14 protein-coding genes are annotated in these 17,091 nt (G+C 70.3%); 9 read left to right on the forward strand and 5 right to left on the reverse strand.

All coding sequences use genetic code 11. From position 1 onward, the window contains the following. From D7X55_RS19530 to D7X55_RS44175, 8 genes are all read left to right on the forward strand, one after another. Positions 1–615 (forward strand): biosynthetic peptidoglycan transglycosylase (locus tag D7X55_RS19530; protein ID WP_121723861.1); only part of this gene is annotated, 615 nt, incomplete at its 5' end. Positions 616–799: 184 nt separating this feature from the next. Beyond that, positions 800–2,176, forward strand: coding sequence for a bifunctional lysylphosphatidylglycerol flippase/synthetase MprF (locus D7X55_RS19535; protein ID WP_199747012.1), 1,377 nt, complete (start codon positions 800–802; stop codon positions 2,174–2,176). A 156-nt stretch (positions 2,177–2,332) separates the two neighbouring features. Then, positions 2,333–3,127 (forward strand): alpha/beta fold hydrolase, encoded by a 795-nt coding sequence (locus D7X55_RS19540; RefSeq protein WP_121723863.1) that lies wholly within the window; start codon positions 2,333–2,335, stop codon positions 3,125–3,127. A gap of 9 nt (positions 3,128–3,136) precedes the next feature. Further along, positions 3,137–5,140: a PAS domain-containing hybrid sensor histidine kinase/response regulator gene (locus D7X55_RS19545; RefSeq protein WP_233609940.1), complete on the forward strand. Its 2,004-nt coding sequence runs from the start codon at positions 3,137–3,139 to the stop codon at positions 5,138–5,140. Positions 5,141–5,229: 89 nt separating this feature from the next. Beyond that, the gene (locus tag D7X55_RS19550) at positions 5,230–7,134 is read left to right on the forward strand and encodes a sodium:proton antiporter (protein ID WP_121723865.1); all 1,905 of its coding nucleotides are present in this window, start codon (positions 5,230–5,232) and stop codon (positions 7,132–7,134) included. A gap of 92 nt (positions 7,135–7,226) precedes the next feature. Further along, on the forward strand, positions 7,227–8,537 hold the full coding sequence (locus tag D7X55_RS19555) for a cytochrome-c peroxidase (protein WP_121723866.1): 1,311 nt from the start codon (positions 7,227–7,229) through the stop codon (positions 8,535–8,537). A 12-nt stretch (positions 8,538–8,549) separates the two neighbouring features. Beyond that, complete coding sequence (locus D7X55_RS19560) at positions 8,550–9,668, forward strand: metallophosphoesterase (protein WP_120552061.1); 1,119 nt, start codon at positions 8,550–8,552, stop codon at positions 9,666–9,668. 23 nt (positions 9,669–9,691) lie between these two features. Beyond that, positions 9,692–10,510, forward strand: a complete 819-nt coding sequence (locus tag D7X55_RS44175) for a c-type cytochrome (protein WP_199747013.1) — start codon at positions 9,692–9,694, stop codon at positions 10,508–10,510. A 39-nt stretch (positions 10,511–10,549) separates the two neighbouring features. Here the strand turns inward: D7X55_RS44175 and D7X55_RS19570 are convergent, their stop codons facing one another. Together D7X55_RS19570 and D7X55_RS19575 are read right to left on the reverse strand one after the other, a co-directional pair. Then, positions 10,550–10,744, reverse strand: a complete 195-nt coding sequence (locus D7X55_RS19570; protein ID WP_121723867.1) for a hypothetical protein — start codon at positions 10,742–10,744, stop codon at positions 10,550–10,552. Between the two features lie 48 nt (positions 10,745–10,792). Beyond that, complete coding sequence (locus D7X55_RS19575) at positions 10,793–11,002, reverse strand: hypothetical protein (RefSeq protein WP_120552059.1); 210 nt, start codon at positions 11,000–11,002, stop codon at positions 10,793–10,795. A gap of 349 nt (positions 11,003–11,351) precedes the next feature. On the opposite strand from D7X55_RS19575, the gene D7X55_RS19580 reads away from it, so the two are divergent. After that, a complete protein-coding gene (locus D7X55_RS19580) occupies positions 11,352–13,688 on the forward strand; it encodes a hypothetical protein (RefSeq protein ID WP_121723868.1) in 2,337 nt (778 codons plus the stop codon). A 42-nt stretch (positions 13,689–13,730) separates the two neighbouring features. Here D7X55_RS19580 and D7X55_RS19585 read toward each other — a convergent pair whose 3' ends face one another. The 3 genes from D7X55_RS19585 to D7X55_RS19595 form a co-directional block, all read right to left on the reverse strand. Continuing rightward, positions 13,731–14,765, reverse strand: a complete 1,035-nt coding sequence (locus D7X55_RS19585; protein ID WP_014400170.1) for a rod shape-determining protein — start codon at positions 14,763–14,765, stop codon at positions 13,731–13,733. Positions 14,766–14,982: 217 nt separating this feature from the next. Continuing rightward, positions 14,983–15,702, reverse strand: a complete 720-nt coding sequence (locus D7X55_RS19590) for a glycosyltransferase family 2 protein (protein WP_120552057.1) — start codon at positions 15,700–15,702, stop codon at positions 14,983–14,985. 56 nt (positions 15,703–15,758) lie between these two features. Continuing rightward, positions 15,759–17,091, reverse strand: a 1,333-nt coding sequence (locus tag D7X55_RS19595; protein WP_233609941.1) for an aminotransferase class I/II-fold pyridoxal phosphate-dependent enzyme, incomplete at its 5' end; no start/stop codon positions are given.

The following is a 17,091-nucleotide window of genomic DNA, read 5'->3' on the forward strand; positions in this document are numbered from 1 at the left end:
CAGCAGTGGGTGCCGCTGTCGGCGGTGTCCAAGCCCGCGGTGGACGCGGTGCTCCTCTCCGAGGACGCGAGCTTCTACCTGCACGACGGCGTGGACACGGTGGAGCTGGCGCGCGCGGTGGGGCAGTCGGTGGAGGCGGGGAAGCTGGGGCGCGGGGCGTCCACGCTGACGCAGCAGTTGGCGAAGAACCTCTGGCTGTCCACGGACAGGAGCCTGGTGCGCAAGCTCAAGGAGCTGGTGCTGGCGCACCGGCTGGAGGAGGCGCTGACGAAGCAGCGCATCCTGACGCTGTACCTCAACGTGGTGGAGTGGGGGAACGGCGTGTATGGGATTGAGGCCGGAGCGCGCGAGCACTTCGGCGTGTCCGCGTCGCAGCTCTCCGTGGCGCAGGGCGCGGTGCTCGCCGCGATGCTGCCGTCTCCGCGAAAGCGCTCGCCCTCCAGCGGTTCCCGCGCGCTGTGGAAGCACGCGCACCGCGTGGTGGACTCACTCAAGACGTACAAGCGCATCAGCGCGGCGCAGGCGGAGTCCGCGCACGCGGAGGTGGACCGGCTGCTCGGCCGGGCCCCGGCGGACGACGGCGGCGGGGACGACGCGGACGACGACGGGACCTGAGCGGTACTGCAAGCCGGGCCACCCAAGGCAGGTCCGCCCCCTGGGGGCCCGGCTTCCTGCCCTGATATCCCCGTCAAGGACGGACGTCCTCCTGTTGTGCGTGGGAGCGCCCGGAGTGGCTCTCCCACCGGGCGGCTTTGGCTGGCGGGGCTGCCCGGTGGGACGTAGTTTGAGTGCAAACCCCATGGCCGATTCCCTCCAGGACACCGCAGGCGACCCGCGCGAGCGGGTGCTGGCGTTGCTCAAGCATCACGGCTGGAACGCGACGTCCTTCCAGGTGCTGCAGCCGGGCTTCGAGTACTGGTTCCCGCCGGAGGGGGACGGCTGCATCGCCTACGTGGACACGGGCGGCGCGTGGGTGGCGGGAGGCGGCCCCATCGCCTCGCGGGAGCGCGTGCGCGACGTGGTGGAGGGCTTCCACCGGGCGGCCCGGAGCGCGGGCAAGCGCGTGAACTTCTTCGCCACGGAGTCGCGCTTCTCCCAGTTGGTCCCGTTCGAGGAGCTGCCCATCGGCGAGCAGCCGGTGTGGGACCCGTCGAAGTGGGACGCGGTGGTGAAGGGCAGCCGCAGCCTGCGCGAACAGCTGCGCCGCGCGCGCTCCCACGGCGTGCGCGTGCGCGAGGTGCCCGCGGAGGTGATGGAGACCGAAGGCCACCCGCTGCGAGCGGCGGTGGAGGTGCTGGCCGAGCACTGGCTCGCGTCGCGCCGCATGGCGACCATGGGCTTCCTGGTGGGGCTTGCCCCCGGGGCCTTCGCCCGCGAGCGCCGCGCCTTCGTGGCGGAGGTGGAGGGCCGCGTGGTGGGCTTCCTGTCGGTGACGCCGGTGTACGCGCGCGAAGGCTGGTTCCTCCAGGACCTGCTGCGCGAACCCACCGCGCCCAACGGCACGGCGGAGACGCTGGTGGACGCGGCGATGCGCGCCGCGGTGCTGAACGGGCGGAAGTACGTGACGCTGGGCCTGGCGCCGCTCGCGGGGCCGGTGCGGCCGTGGCTGCGCTTCGCGCGCAAGGCAGGCCGTCCGCTGTTCGACTTCGAGGGCCTGCGCTCGTTCAAGGCGAAGTTCCGCCCGGATTCATGGGTGACGCTCTACCTGTCCCACCCGAAGGACGAGCCCGCGCCGTGGGCCATCTACGACGCGCTCCGGGCCTTCGCGCGGGGAAGCCTGGTGAAGTTCGGGCTCGTGACGCTGCTGCGCCGGCCGCGCCTGTTCGTGCGTGCGCTGACGGCGCTGCTGGTGCCGTGGACGGTGCTGCTCGCGCTGCCCATGAGCGCGCACTGGTTCCCCTCGCCGTGGGTACAGCACGGCTGGGTGGCATTCGACGTGGCGCTCATCGCGGGCCTGTTGTTGCTCTTGCGCCGCTGGCGCGACGGGCTGGCCACGCTGCTGGGACGGCTCACCACGGCGGATGCCTGTCTGACCCTGGTCCAGGCACTCGCCTTCAACGCCGCGAGGGCGCGAGGCCCGTGGGACTGGGGCATCATCATCGCGTCGGTGCTCGCTCCGGCCACGGCGTCCGCCATGCTGCTGCGCTCACGCGACCTGCGTGTCCCAGAGCCCTGAGACGCTCAGGCGATGAATGCTGTCAGGGCTGGACTCTTCCCTCAGGAAAGAATTGATCCAATCAGTAGGGACCCCCTCACTGATTCATGGGTTGACTGTCCATCCCCATGAACCTAGGGCTGACCTGAAGCCTTCTTCCGCAGCGGAGAGACCCACATGAACGTCCTCGTCCGGAACAACGTCAAGGTGAAGGGGCAGGGCGCGCAGCCCATGGTGTTCTCCCACGGCTTCGGCTGTGACCAGAACATGTGGCGGTTCGTCGCGCCCGCGTTCGAGCAGGACTACCGCACCGTGCTCTTCGACCACGTGGGGGCTGGCGGCTCGGAGGTCGCGGCCTATGACCGCAACCGGTACGGCACGTTGGAGGGATACGCCGATGACGTCCTGGAGCTCTGTCACGCGCTGCGGCTCGAACAGGTGGTCTTCGTCGGTCACTCGGTGAGTGCGATGGTGGGCGTGCTGGCGGCCATCAAGGAGCCGGAGCGCTTCGCCAGGCTCGTGCTCATTGGCCCCTCGCCCTGCTACATCAACGACGGCGAGTATGTCGGAGGCTTCTCTCGCGAGGACATCCTGCAGTTGCTGGAGTCGCTCGACGACAACTACCTGGGCTGGTCCAGCACCATGGCGCCCGTCATCATGGGCAACCCGGACCGGCCGGAGCTGGGCGCGGAGCTCACCAACAGCTTCTGCCGCATGGATCCCGACATCGCGAAGCAGTTCGCGCGGGTGACCTTCCTCTCCGACCACCGGGCCGAGCTTCCGAAGGTCCAGACGCCTTCCCTCGTGCTCCAGTGCTCGAACGATGTCATCGCGGGGGAGGCGGTGGGGGAGTACGTGTGCCGGCAGCTGCCCGCGGGCCAGATGGTCCTCCTCAAGGCGACCGGACACTGCCCCAACCTGAGCGCTCCCGAAGAGACAATCGCGGCGATGAAGCCCTTCCTGGGCTCCTGAAAGGGAATGATGGAAGGCCGCGCCGACACGGAGCCGGAGAAAGAACCTTCCGAGGACTCGGCGGAGGAGCTGTATGAGAATGCTCCGTGCGGCTACCTCTCCACCAGCCCGGATGGACGCATCCTCAAGGTCAACCAGACCTTCCTGACCTGGACGGGCCATTCCAGGGAGGCCCTGCTCGGCGGCAAGCGGTTCTGGGAGCTGCTCACGGTCGCGGGCCGCATCTTCCACGAGACCCACTACGCGCCCCTGCTCCAGATGCAGGGCTTCGTCCAGGAGCTCTCGCTGGACATCGTCTGTGCCGACGGTCGTCCGCTGCCCGCGCTGATCAACTCCGTGCAGAAGCGGGACGCGCTCGGACGGCCCCGCTTCGTCCGGACGACGCTCTTCAACATGACGGAGCGCAAGCGCTACGAGCGCGAGCTGCTGATGGCCCGCCGCAAGGCCGAACAGCTGGCCCAGTCCAAGTCGGCGCTGCTCGCGACCCTCAGCCATGAGATCCGCAACCCCCTCAACGCCATCACCGCCGCCACGCGGCTCCTGGGGATGACGACGCTTTCCGACAAGCAGTCGAAGTACCTGCGCATCCTCGGCTCCGCGTCCGGCAACCTGCTCGCGCTGGTCAACGACATCCTGGACTGGAGCAAGATTGAAGCGGGCAAGCTCTCGCTGGAGCAGCGCGAGTTCTCCCTCCGGGAGCTGCTGGGCGACATCCTGAACGGCCAGGCCGCCCGGGCCGAGGAGAAGCGGCTGCGGCTCCAGATGGAGATCGACGAGCGGGTCCCTGCCGGCCTCTTGGGAGACCCGGTCAAGCTCGGGCAGATCCTCACGAACCTCGTGAGCAACGCCCTCAAGTTCACGGAGAAGGGCGGGGTCACGGTGAGCGTGGCCCTCCGGTCCCGGGACGGCGATGCGTGTGACCTCGCCTTCCAGGTGCGCGACACGGGCATCGGGATTCCACCGGACCGGCTGGCCGCCATCTTCGAGGAGTACACCCAGGCGAACTACGACATCGGGATGAAGTACGGCGGGACGGGGCTGGGCCTCTCCATCAGCCGCAAGCTGGTGGCGCTGCATGGCAGCAAGATGGTCGTGGAGAGCGAGGTTGGACGGGGGACGTGCTTCTCCTTCGACCTGCGCTTGAAGGCCGTGGCGGAGGGCGCCGCCGCCGGCACGGCTCCCAGCAGCGCGGCGTCCCCACAGGCCCTGCGTGGCCTGAAGGTGCTCGTGGTGGAGGACAACGAGGTCAACACCTACGTGCTGGCCCGTTGGTTCGAGCACTGGGGCGTGTCGTTCGACGCCGTCAGGAACGGGCGCGAGGCGGTGGAGCGCCTCCGCCAGGGGAGCTACGAGCTGGTCCTCATGGACCTGCACATGCCGGTGCTGGATGGATACGACGCGTTGAAGGTCATCCGGCGGCTCCCGGACGAACGGCTCCGCCAGATTCCCATCATCGCCATCTCGGCCTCCACGCGGGTCTGGGAGGAGAGCCAGGTCCTGTCCGCGGGGTTCACGGACTTCATCGGCAAGCCCTTCGACGAGGCCGTCCTGTTCAGGAAGATGGCCCGGTGCACTTCCCGCGAGGTGCCGGAGGCGCCCGCGCAGCCGCCGGAAGCGGCCCCTCGTGCCCCCGGGGCCGCCGCGGACGCCCTGGTCCTGGCGCCGGACTTCAGCTTCACGAAGCTGCGGCAGTGGGGGGCGGGAGATCCGCAGGCGAGCGCGGCGCTGGCCCGCTCCTCCGCCCAGGCGCTGGAGCAGGCCCGGCTGACGCTCGCGGCGGCGCTCAAGAAGGGCGCCCCCGACGAGTACGAGCGCGCGTTCGAGTCCATCACGGGGCCCCTGCACCTCCTCGAAGCGCACGGGCTCGCGGCGGCCCTCCGCCGTGCGCGGGCACTGCTCGCCGGCACCGCCCCGGACGCCACGCGGCTCCAGGCCGCCGTGTTCGCCATCGACTGGGAGGTGGAGAGCCTCGTCGGAGCACTCGTCACCCTCGCGAGCGAAGCCGCCCCCTGACCCGGCAGGGACTCCGTCTCCCGGCCAACCCTCGGCCCGGAGCGCCGGTCCACGCCGCATGCGAGCGGCTACGGTGCGCGGCCGCATCCATGGCCTCTCCCGCACTCGCCAATCCCTCCCTGACGCTGGGCCTGTCCCTGGTGGCCGGCATCCTCGCGCAGCTGTTGGCCCGGCACCTGAGCGTGCCCGGCATCGTCGTGCTCCTGTCCGCGGGCGTCCTCTTGGGCCCGGAGGCCCTGGGGCTCATCCAGCCCGCGTCGCTGGGGCCCGCGCTCCAGACCGTCGTCGGCTTCTCCGTGTCCGTCATCCTCTTTGAAGGCGCCATGAGCCTGGACGTGCGCAAGCTGCGCCGCGAGGCCCGCTCCATCCAGCGGCTCGTCACCCTGGGCGCGGCCATCACCGCAGTGGGTGGCACGCTCGCCGCCCGCGCGCTCATGGGCTGGGATTGGAAGGTGTCCGCCCTGTTCGGCACCCTGGTCATGGTGACCGGCCCCACCGTCATCACGCCGCTGTTGCGCCGCGTGCGCGTCACCCACCGCGTCGCCACCGTGCTGGAGGCCGAGGGCATCTTCGTGGACGCCGTGGGCGCCATCATCGCCGTGGTCGCGCTGGACATGGCGCTGCACGCGGAAGAGGGGCCGTGGCTGCTGGTGAGCGCGCTGGGCTCGCGCTGGGGCGTGGGGCTCGCCGTGGGCGCCCTCACCGGCCTCCTCATCACCGTGGGGCTGCGCAAGGCCTCCTGGGTGCCGGAGGACATGACCAACGTCTTCACCCTGGCCCTGGTGCTGGGCGCCTTCCAGGTGAGCAACGCGCTCGCGCCGGAGAGCGGCGTGCTGGCCGCCATCGCCGCGGGGCTCGTCGTGGGCAACGGCAAGGTGCCCGCCCGCCGGGAGGTGCTCGCCTTCAAGGAACAGCTCACCCTGATGCTCCTGGGCATGCTCTTCATCCTGCTGGCCGCGGACATGCGGCTGTCCCAGGTGACGGCGCTGGGCTGGCGGGGCCTCCTCACCGTGCTCGTCCTGATGCTCGTGGTGCGGCCGGTGGCCGTCGCCGCGTCCACCGCCGGCTCCGGCCTGTCCCGCAACGAGAAGGCCTTCATCGCGTGGCTGGGCCCGCGCGGCATCGTCGCCGCCGCCGTGGCGTCGCTGTTCGCCACGCGCCTGGGCGCCCAGGGCGTGCAGGAGGGCCAGGCCCTGCGCGCGCTGGTGTTCCTGGTCATCGGCGTGACGGTGGTGGTGCAGGGGCTGTCCGGCGGCGTCGTGGCGGGGCTTTTGGGCGTTCGCCGCGTGGTGCCCCGGGGCTACGTCCTCCTGGGCGCCAACGCGCTCGCGCGGCAGGTGGCGCACGCGCTCCAGGCGCGCGACGAGGCCGTGCTGCTGGTGGACTCCAGTGACGCCACGCTCAAGCGCGCACAGCAGGAGGGCTTCCGCGTCCTCTTCGGCAACGGGCTGGAGGAGCGCACGCTCCTGCGCGCGGAGCCCGAAGGCCGCCAGGGCTTCGTGGGCCTCACCCACAACGAGGGCGTCAACCTCCTCTTCGCCGAGCGCGTGCGTGCCCTCCAGCGCACCGCCCGCAGCTACACCGCCCTGCACCGGCGCCACGTCGGCGTGTCCACCGACACCGTGAGCGCCACGGGCGGCCATGTCCTCTTCGGCGCGGAGCGCGACCTGGACGTCTGGGTGACTCGCTGTGAACAGGGCGCCGTGTCCCGCGAGTCCTGGCGCCTGGAGGCCCCGCAGGTGGAGAACATCGTCCCTCCCGCCACCGGCAACCTGGAGGAGGCGCTCGTCCCGCTCGTGCTGGAGCGCGAGACGGGCACCGTCCTCTTCGACGAGTCCACCGTCCCCGTGGCCGGAGACCGCGTGGACTTCCTCGTCGCGCACGGGCGGAAAGATGAAGCCCACGCGTGGCTTTCCGCTCACGGCTGGCGGCCCGTGACGTCTGACGTTCCAATCCCAGACACTCTCCCTCCCCTGGGACGGAGAGACCGTTGAATGGTTCGCGTGGGTTGCATGAAATGCCCGGACCGGCCTCGGGCCCGAGCGGATGTCCCGCGGCGGCTCCAGAGAACGGGCAGGAGGCGTTCATGCGGCTGCCTTCGGGCGTCGTCACGATGCTCGCCGTGGTGCTCAACACCGGCGTGGGACTGGCAGCACCTCCCCCTTCACCCCCCGCGAACGCGACACCGCCGAAGCTGCCGCCGGGCGTCTCCGCGACGCTGTGGCGGCTCTCGGTGCCCAAGGGCCTGGAGCCCACGCCCGAGCGGGTGGCCCTGGGCGAGAAGCTCTTCCGCGACAAGCGCCTGTCGGTGGACAACACCGTGTCCTGCATGACGTGCCATGAGCCGGAGCTGGGCTTCACGGACGGCAAGCCGCTGTCGGAGGGCGTCAAGGGGCAGAAGGTGACGCGCAACAGCCCCACCGTCCTCAACGCCCTCTTCAACGCCACCCAGTTCTGGGACGGCCGCGCGGGCACGCTGGAGGACCAGGCGAAGCTGCCCATCCTCAACCCGCGCGAGATGGGCATGCCGGACCCGGACACCGTCGTGAAGAAGGTGCGCGGCATCCCGGAGTACGTCACCGACTTCCAGAAGGTCTTCGGCCGCGAGCCCAACTTCGACGACCTGGCGGTGGCCATCGCCGCGTTCGAACGGATGCAGTTCTCCGGCGACGCGCGCTTCGACCGGTTCATCGCGGGCGACGGCAAGGCGCTCAGCGCGAGCGAGAAGAACGGCTGGGCGCTCTTCAACGGCAAGGCGCGCTGCAACTCCTGTCACGCGGGCAACGCAGTGTCCCCGCTGTTCAGCGACCAGAAGTTCCACAACATCGGCGTCGCCGCGCACAAGCAGGACTTCGTCACCCTGGCGCGCAAGGGCGTGCAGGTGGTGCGCACCGGTGACGAGAAGCAGATTGACGAGCTGGCGCTCAACTCGGAGTTCTCCGAGCTGGGCCGCTTCCTCGTCACCAAGCAGGAGAACGACGTGGGCTCGTTCAAGACGCCCACCCTGCGCAACGTGGGCATCACCGGCCCGTACATGCACGACGGGTCGCTCACCACGCTGTGGGACGTGATGGACCACTACAACAAGGGCGGCGTGGCCAATCCCTATCTGGACGGGGGGATGCAGCGGCTGGGGCTCACGGAGCCTGAAATCGACGACCTGGTGGCGTTCCTCTTCACGCTCACGGACACGAAGTTCGACAAGCTCAACAAGGAGCAGCTGGCGAAGCAGCGCGCCCGGAAGAACACCCGGCCGGAGCGGGACACCGCCATCGCCATGGGCAAGAAGGGCAACCTGGGCGACCTGGCCCCGAACCCGAACCTGACCGAGAAGAACCCGGCCGACCTGGGCTTCTACGGCGACGTCACCCCGGTGACGACCACCCAGCGGAAGTAGTGGAGGCGCGCCATGGCCAACAAGTTCCAGAGCATCGAGACGAAGCACTACGCCGAGCGCGACGCCTTCTTCGAGGGCCTCAAGAAGCTGGACCGCCGCGCCTTCATGCGCGTCGCCGGCATCTCCGCTGGCATCGTTGCGGGCATGGGCAAGCTCACGCCCAACAGCTTCCAGCTGGTCAACGTGGCGGAGGCGCAGGGGGAGAAGCCGAAGTTCTCCTTCGCGTACATCTCCGACACGCACCTGTACGAGAACAAGCTCAACGACCGCTTCGTGCGCGCCATCCTCAAGGCCGTGGACGACGTGAACGCGCTGGACCCCCAGCCGGACTTCGTCCTCTTCGGCGGCGACCTCGCCCAGCTGGGCCAGGCGGGTGAGCTGAAGCTGGGCGCCCAAATCCTCAAGTCCGTGAAGGCCCCCATCAAGATGATGGTGGGCGAGCACGACTGGTTCCTGGACATGGGCGAGCTGTGGAAGGACCTCTTCGGCGCGCCCAACTACTCCTTCGACCACAAGGGCGTGCACTTCGTGGTGCTCAACTCCATCCACGAGAAGGACTTCTGGACGGAGCGGAAGCTCTCCCCCATGGAGCGCATGAAGATCGTCGCGGGCCTCGACAACGGCATCCAGTCCCGCTTCGAAGTGGGCGCCGAGCAGCGCCAGTGGCTCCAGAACGACCTGGCCAAGGTCGCGAAGACGACGCCGGTCATCGTCTTCAGCCACTCGCCGCTCTACAAGTACTACAAGCCCTGGAACTTCTGGACCGACGACGCGGACGAGGTGCAGGCCATCCTCAAGCCGTACGAGAAGGTCACGGTCATCCACGGCCACACGCACCAGCTCTTGAGCAACCGCATTGGCAACATCTCCTTCCACGGGATGCTGTCCACCGCGTGGCCGTGGCCGTACGCGCCGGAAGGCCTGCCGTCGCTCACGGTGCCCATGAACCGCGCGGATCCGTTCAGCCAGTTCGACGGCTGCGGCGACGGGCGCATGGACGTGCTCGAGTCGGGGCTCGTGGACAAGCTCTACAACCTCTGGCAGCGCGACCCCATCACCGTGCGCTCCGCCTACCTGGGCTCGGGTGGCAAGCAGTCCGCGCCCCCCAAGCCCAAGCTGCCCACCTACTAGGACCGGAAGAGGAAATCCCTCCCATGAACCTGCGAATGAAGCTGCTCGTGGTCCCGTGCGCGGCCCTGTCCTTCGCCGGCGGCGTGGCGCTCGCCACGTCTCCGGAGACGAAGGCGGAGCCGCTGCCCAAGCACGTGCTGCCGGCGTCCAAGGACGGCAACCTGGTGCTGGGCCTGTGCGACGGTGAGACGTCCATGGAAGTGCCCGGCGTGAAGGACGGCCAGAAGCTCACGCGAGCCCAGGCCATCACCGCCACCGCGCAGTTGATGGACGACTGGCGCAAGAAGAACCCGAACGCGAACTGGGACGACGTGCCCGGCCCGGTGCTGGCGCAGGCCACGCCTCCGGCCGCGAAGAAGTCCCCGCCGCCCGCGCCCCAGCCCAACCCCGGCGCGAAGCCGGCGGGCAACGACGTGCGCCAGGGCGGCGTGGGCGCGCAGACGGGCGCCAGCGCGGTGCCCCAGCAGCAGAAGGCGAACCTCCAGACGGGCCACACCTACGGCGCGTACTCCGAGCGCGACGAGCAGGTCTGGGCGGCCTCCGTGCAGGAGACGGTGAAGGAGGGCCACCGCGTGTTCCACGACGCGGAGGCGCTGGGCGGCACGGTGGGCGTGTCGTGCGACATGTGCCATCCGGACGGCGCCAACACCCACCCGGAGACCTACCCGAAGTACCAGGTGCAGCTGGGCCGCACGGCGCTGCTGCGCGACATGATCAACTGGTGCATCGAGAACCCGGTGCGCGGCAAGCCGCTGGCGGACGGCGACCCGAAGATGCGCGCGATGGAGGCGTACATCTACGCGCAGCGCAAGGGCGTGAAGCTGGAGTACGGCAAGCACTGAGGTCCGGACAGGCCCTGGGTTTCCGGGCGCTGCTGGCGCTCAGGAGCCCAGGGAGAGGTCCAGGGCCACGTAGGCAGCGCAGAACGGATACGCGAGCAGCAGGCTGTAGGTGATCTGCAGCGGCGTCAGGCGCCGCCGGTCGATGACGCCCCCAGAGGGGCCGCGAGCATCCCGGCGGCGCAGGTACGCCCCCAGCGCGAAGGACACGGCGCCTGACACGACCCAAGCGTTCATGGGGAGAGCATCAAGCGCGCTCGGACCGGGACGCAAGGCAGGCTGCCGTCACATCCGGCTGATGAGGAAGCGCACAATCAGGAACAGCGCCATCGCATAGGCGTACCCCAGCAGGACGCGGCCGGCGATGCGCTGCGGCGTCGGCTTGTGAGGCCCGGCATCGGCTGGGGGCGCGCGGCGCTGGTCACGCATCACGAGGAAGCGTCCCACCCCGAGCGCGGCGATGACGGAGATGATCACGATGTCGAAGGCGTCCATGGGGCGGGAGCTTCGGCCCGGGACCTGACAGGATTCAAGACAAGGAACGCGTCTCCCCCACCCGCGACGCGTTGCAAGAACCCATCCGACAGATTCCCGGCAGATGGACGGAGCGCCACCCCCGGCAGCGACCGGCCAAAAACCTGTCCGACAGTCGGACAGGTTTTTCTTGGCCGGGCGGGGAGGGCGCTCGGACGGTGGTGGTCCTGGTGCCGGGAGTTCGGCGGGGTCTTGTCTTCTCCTCTGGACGACAGCCTTTGGGGCCGAAGGCCTACGAGGGTGCTTCGGGCCGGGATTTCAGGCGCGGGGTCTTGCCTTCCCCCCGGCCGCGCCCGGTTGAATGCGGGCCATGTCCCTCATCCCTGTCACGGACCCCAGCGGCCTGCTGGAGCGCGCGCCGCGTCTGACGGAGCTCCTTCCGGATGCCGCGCTGTCGGAGGCGCTTTCTCGCGGGGATGCGTGGGCGGTGCATGCGGCGCTCTCCCGCCGGTTGGAGCACGAGCCTCCGGGCCCCACCCGGCAACTGCTCGCGGCGCTGGTGGCGGACCGGGGCGCCTTCGTCATCGCGGCCCGTCCACCAGCCACGTCCTCCATGCTGGGCACGGGCGTCCGGTGGAAGGGGACGCCTCCTCGCGGCGCCGCCCCAGGCACGCCCTTCGTCGCCGAGCGCACCGTGACGGTGCTGGGCGTGCCGGTGTGGCCCCTGGAGGGCTACCTCGTGCGCTCGGATGGCAAGGCTTCGCTCCAGGTCATCGGTCAGGTGCCGCCATCGCCCGGCAGGTCGCGCCGCCGCGCGACGACCCTGGCCAGCGTGGCGCTGGGGCTCTGCGCCGTGGCGGGGTTTGGCGCGATGTGGCTGGACGCGCGCAGCATGCGCGCCGTGACCGTCGTCAATGGGCTGTCGCGCCCCGTGGACGTGCGCATCGGTGACGAGCACTGGGTGGTGGCGCCCGGAACGCAGGAACAGGGCCGCGTGAAGCAGGGAAGCGGCCTGCTCCGCGCGGTGACCACCTGGCCCGGCCAGACGCCCGTCATCGAGGAGGTGTGGCTGCCGGCCGACGGCGAGCGCATCCTCTACAACGTGAAGGGCGCGGCGATGCTGGAGGCCGTCTCCTCCGAGGACACCTCCGCGCGCCCGCGCTCCAGGTCCCTGCCGGAGAGCGCCACGGTGCTCCAGCCGGGCGAACAGCTCACCGTCCAGGCCGCGAACTGGGAGTCCGCCGCGCGCGCCTTCGCGGAAGCGGGGCGCTGGGAGGCCGCGGGCCGCGTGGCCTCCGCCGTCGCGCAGGTCGAGCCGCGGAATGCCCTGGCGCGGGAGATGGCCGCGCGCGCCGTCCTCATGCTGGACTCGCAGGCGCCGGCGAACCTCCCGGATGCCCTGCGCTGGCGGGACACGCGCGGCTACGCGGCCATGCTGATGCACACCTGGCAGGAGGACCCGGCCGCGCAATCCCTGGCACTGGCGCTGATGCGCCACATTGGCGAAGGCGACACGGCCCGCGCCCGCTACTCCGAGCACGCGCAACAACATCCAGGCTCCCCCCTGGCGGCCCTCTACCTCCAGCGCTCGATCCCGCCACCCCTGGGGACCGGGGAGGCCGTCACCGCCTATCAGTCGCTGGCGGAGCGCTTCCCCAACTCGCCCGAGGTCCGCCGCGCGTGGCTGGAGGCGCGGTGGCGCTTCGAACTGGAAGGCTCCCAGGACTGGAGTGACATCGAGCGCCAGGACTTCGTCGTCGAGACGTCGAGGCTGCTGAAGACACTCGAGGAGAAGCATCCACCGGACACCCTGGAGGCGCTGGAGCTGGACGTGCGCATCCTCCTGCGCGCGCAGCTGCGTGACGCGGCCACGACCGTGGTGCGCCGCTACGGCGAGGACGCGCGCCAGCGGAGCTGGGACTTCCTGGTGCTGGCCGGACGCACGGCCGCGGCCGCCGGCCCCGAGCACACGTCCTACGTGATGCGCGACTGGATCCCCACCGCCCTGGCGCGGCAGCCGGAGCGCGTGGCGCTGCTGGACCTGCTCACCGGCCAGCGGTTGCCCAGGGAGGAAGAGCTGACGGCCATGACGTCCCCCGTGGACCGCGCCGTGCTGCGCCTCACCCGCGACACGTTGCTGGACCCGAAGCGCGCGCTGGCGCAGGCCGTGAAGGAACCCGAGGCCGTGCTGTCCCGCCTGGACCCGGAGGTCTCCGCGCTGCTCGCCCTGGAGCTCACGCGGACAGGGGACGCGCGAGCGAAGAACCTCTTCAACGCGTCGCTGCCGCTGATGCTCGCGCGCGACCTCCTGCGCAAACACGCCGTGTCCACGCCCCGCAATGCCGGACCGGACCTCATCCGCCTGCCCCCGGGCCTGCGCGCCGCCGCCACCCTGGTCCACGCCCGGCGCGACGCGCAGGAGGGCTACCCCATCTTCACCCAGCGCCTGGACGGACTTGCCCGCATGGACGCGCTGGAGGGCTTCGCGGTCCGCGCCGCCGGCCCCTGGATGCGGCGCGCGTTCGACGCCTGCATGGACACGAAGGCCGTTCTCACCCCGCCCCCGGGCATGCTCTTGAGAGGCGCCGTCGTGGAGGCGCAGGCTCGCCAGGAGGACCGCCGCCCGAACTGCGAGGCGCGCATCGTCACGCCCACCCGGCTGCCGCTGCCCCGGGCCGCCCGGAACGCGAACGGCGCCGACCCCTGAGAAGGGTCCGGCGCCGTCACGGTGCAGCGGGGGAGGGGAACCTCAGCCCGGCTGGCAGACCTGGCGGAGGATGTCCAGGGACTCCAGCGCCTTGCCCGCGCCAATCACCACGGCGGACAGCGGGTCCTCCGCGAGGAACACCGGCAGGCCCGTCTCCTCGCGCAGCAGCGTGTCCAGGTTCTTGAGCAGCGCGCCGCCACCGGCCAGCACGATGCCCCTGTCGGCGATGTCACCGGCCAGCTCCGGCGGCGTGCGCTCCAGCGTGAGCTTCACCGCTTCCACGATGCCGTTGACGGGCTCCGCGAGCGCGTCGCGCACCTCGTCGCTGGACACCGTCAGCGTGCGCGGCACGCCGGCCACCAGGTCGCGACCCTTGATCTCCATGGTCATGACCTCGTCCGTCGGGTACGCCGTGCCGATGCCCATCTTGATGAGCTCCGCCGTGCGCTCACCGATGAGCAGGTTGTACTTGCGCTTGACGTACTGGATGATCGCCTCGTCCAGCTTGTCGCCGCCAATGCGCACGGACTTGGCGAACACGATGCCCGCGAGGCTGATGACCGCGACGTCGGACGTGCCACCGCCGATGTCCACAATCATGTTGCCGCTGGGCTCCGTCACCGGCAGGCCCGCGCCAATCGCCGCGGCCATGGGCTGCTCGATGAGGTAGACCTCGCGCGCGCCCGCGTTGGCGGCCGCCTCGCGCACCGCGCGGCGCTCCACCTCCGTGATGCCGGACGGGATGCCGATGATGATGCGCGGGTTCACCAGCGTCTTGCGGTTGTGCGCGCTCTGGATGAAGTAGCGCAGCATCGCGGCGGTGATTTCGAAGTCGGCGATGACGCCGTCCTTCATGGGCCGGATGGCCACGATGTTGCCCGGCGTCCTGCCGAGCATCTCCTTGGCCTCCTTGCCCACGGCGAGCACCTTCTTGCCGCCGCGCGAGTCCTGCTGCACCGCCACGACGGAGGGCTCGTTGGACACGATGCCCTGGCCGCGGATGTAGATGAGCGTGTTCGCCGTACCCAGGTCGATGGCGAGGTCGCGCGAAAACAGGGTGTGGAGCCAGTCGAACATACGGGGACGGAAACTTTCGGAAGGGCCGGAAAACTCCCCGCCCTTCAGACGGAGTGCGTTGTCGAAACTACTACGCGCCGCAATACGGAGGAAGAAAAGCCAGAACCCTGCTGAGGGCGCCGCTCGCTGGACAACCAACCGCACCCACCGGTCTGTTCCCTTGTCCGCATTCGAAACGCGCTCCCCCGGGCAGCGGCCGGGCGGACGTCCAGGCCGCTCAGCGCTTCAGCGAGTACTTCGCGATGGCGTAGAGGGCGCGAACGCCGTCCTTCCAGCCAATCTTCTTGCCCTCCTCGTAGGTGCGCCCGTGGTAGCTGATGGGCACCTCGAAGACGCGCCAGTTGCCGCGCGCCACCTTGGCGGTGATTTCGGGCTCGAAGCCGAACCGGTCCTCCTCCACCGTCACCGAGCGCAGGACCTCCGTACGGAAGGCCTTGTAGCAGGTCTCCATGTCGGTGAGGTTCAGGCCGCTCGTCATGTTGGAGAGCATGGTGAGCGTGTTGTTGAGGACGGTGTGCCAGTAGTACAGCACCCGGCGCGGCGACCCGATGAAGCGGCTGCCGAAGACGACGTCCGCATCGCCGTCGAGGATGGGCTGGATGACCCGCGGGATGTCCTTGGGGTCGTATTCCAGGTCCGCGTCCTGGACGAGGATGATGTCCCCCGTGGCCTCGGCGAAGCCCCGGCGCAGCGCGGCCCCCTTGCCCTGGTTCTGCTCCTGGAAGAGCACCCGGATTTCGTTCCGGTTCTTCGGCGTGCCCCCGAGGATGTCCAGCCCCTGTTCGGCCAGCTGCCGCAGGAATTCGCGGCTGCCGTCCTTGGAGCAGTCGTCCACCAGGACGAGCTCCTTGGGGAAGTCCACGGCGGTGCAGCGGCGGAGGATTTCCGCCAGGGTGGGAATCTCGTTGTAGACGGGAATGACGAGCGAGACGAGCATGGCGGCCCCGCCCTATCGCATTTCCCCCGCCAGGGCGACTCCCTTGCTCACAAAATTCAGGCCCCGGCCGCCCCCCGGAGCGCGTCCAGCAGGGCCTCCAGGTCCGCGTCCCCGGTGAGCGGGTGGATGAGGGTTGTCCTCAGGTACACCCCCCGGGGCAGCCGCGTCTGCACCAGGTAGAAACTTCCACGGGAGACCAACGCCTCGCGCAGGCGGACCTGGAGCGCGTCCCAGCCCTCCGGCGGGACGTGCGCGGGGGTGTGGCGGAAGCAGACGATGTTGCAGTCGGGCTCCAGGGCCAGCTCGAAGTCCGGCGCGGCGGTGAGCATGCGCGCGAAGCGGCGGGCCTGGTCGTAGGAGGCGGTGACGGCCTCCTCGAAGACGCGCGTGCCCAGGACGGACAGGCACGCGTAGACCTTGAGGGGCATCATCTCCTTGGTGCACTCCAGCGTGCGCAGGGCCACGTCGCTGTAGGGGCGCGAGTCCTCGCCGTCGCCGTGGAAGAGGTAGTGGGCCTCCTGGGAGAAGGCGTCGAAGGAGCGCGCGCCGTCGCGAAAGAGCACCGCCGTCACCAGCGCGGGCATGAGCAGCCCCTTGTGCGCGTCCCACACCACGGAGTCCGCCCGCTCGATTCCCTTCACCTGCGCGCGGTACTTCGGGCTGAGCGCCGCGGCGGCCCCGTGCGCGCCGTCCACGTGGAACCACAGGCCGTGCTTTTCCGCGAAGTCCGCCACGGGCTCCAGCGGGTCGAAGGCGCCGGTGGCGGTGGAGCCCGCGCTGGCCGCCACGGCGATGGCCTTCCGGCCTGCGCATTGGGCCCGCTCCAGCGCGTCCTCCAGGGCGTCCGGCCGGACCCGGAAGTGGTCATCCACGTCCACCGGGGTGAGGCCGCCTTCGCCCCAGCCCATGATGCGGACCGACCGGGCCAGGCAGTAGTGGGCGGAGCGGGGGACCAGCACCGTCAGGGGCGGGCCCGCGTGCGCGCCGCCATTCCACGCGTCATAGCCGGCCTTCGCCTGGCGCGCGGCGAGCAGGGCGGTGAGGTTGCCCGCGCTGCCGCCGGAGGTGAGCACGCCCCGGGTGGTGGAGGGCATGCCCAGCGTCCCGGCCATCCACGCGAGCACGTGGTGCTCCATCGCGGTGGCGACGGGGCCCATCTCGTACACGGCCATGCCGTTGTTGAGCAGCGACGACACGGCGTCGCACAGCGCGGCCAGGGGCACGGGCGCCGTCACCTGGTGGCCCACGTAGCGCGGGTGGTGCAGGTGGTGCGAGCCCTCCAGCACGCGCGTCATCAGCGCCGCGAAGGCGGAGGCCACCTCCGGCGCCGGCTCCTGGGGGAAGACCGTGGCGAAGCGCTCCTGGTTCACCGCCGGCGGGGCCCAGGGC

Origin of the sequence: Corallococcus sp. AB049A (assembly GCF_003668885.1) — a bacterium.
Taxonomy (GTDB): domain Bacteria; phylum Myxococcota; class Myxococcia; order Myxococcales; family Myxococcaceae; genus Corallococcus; species Corallococcus interemptor.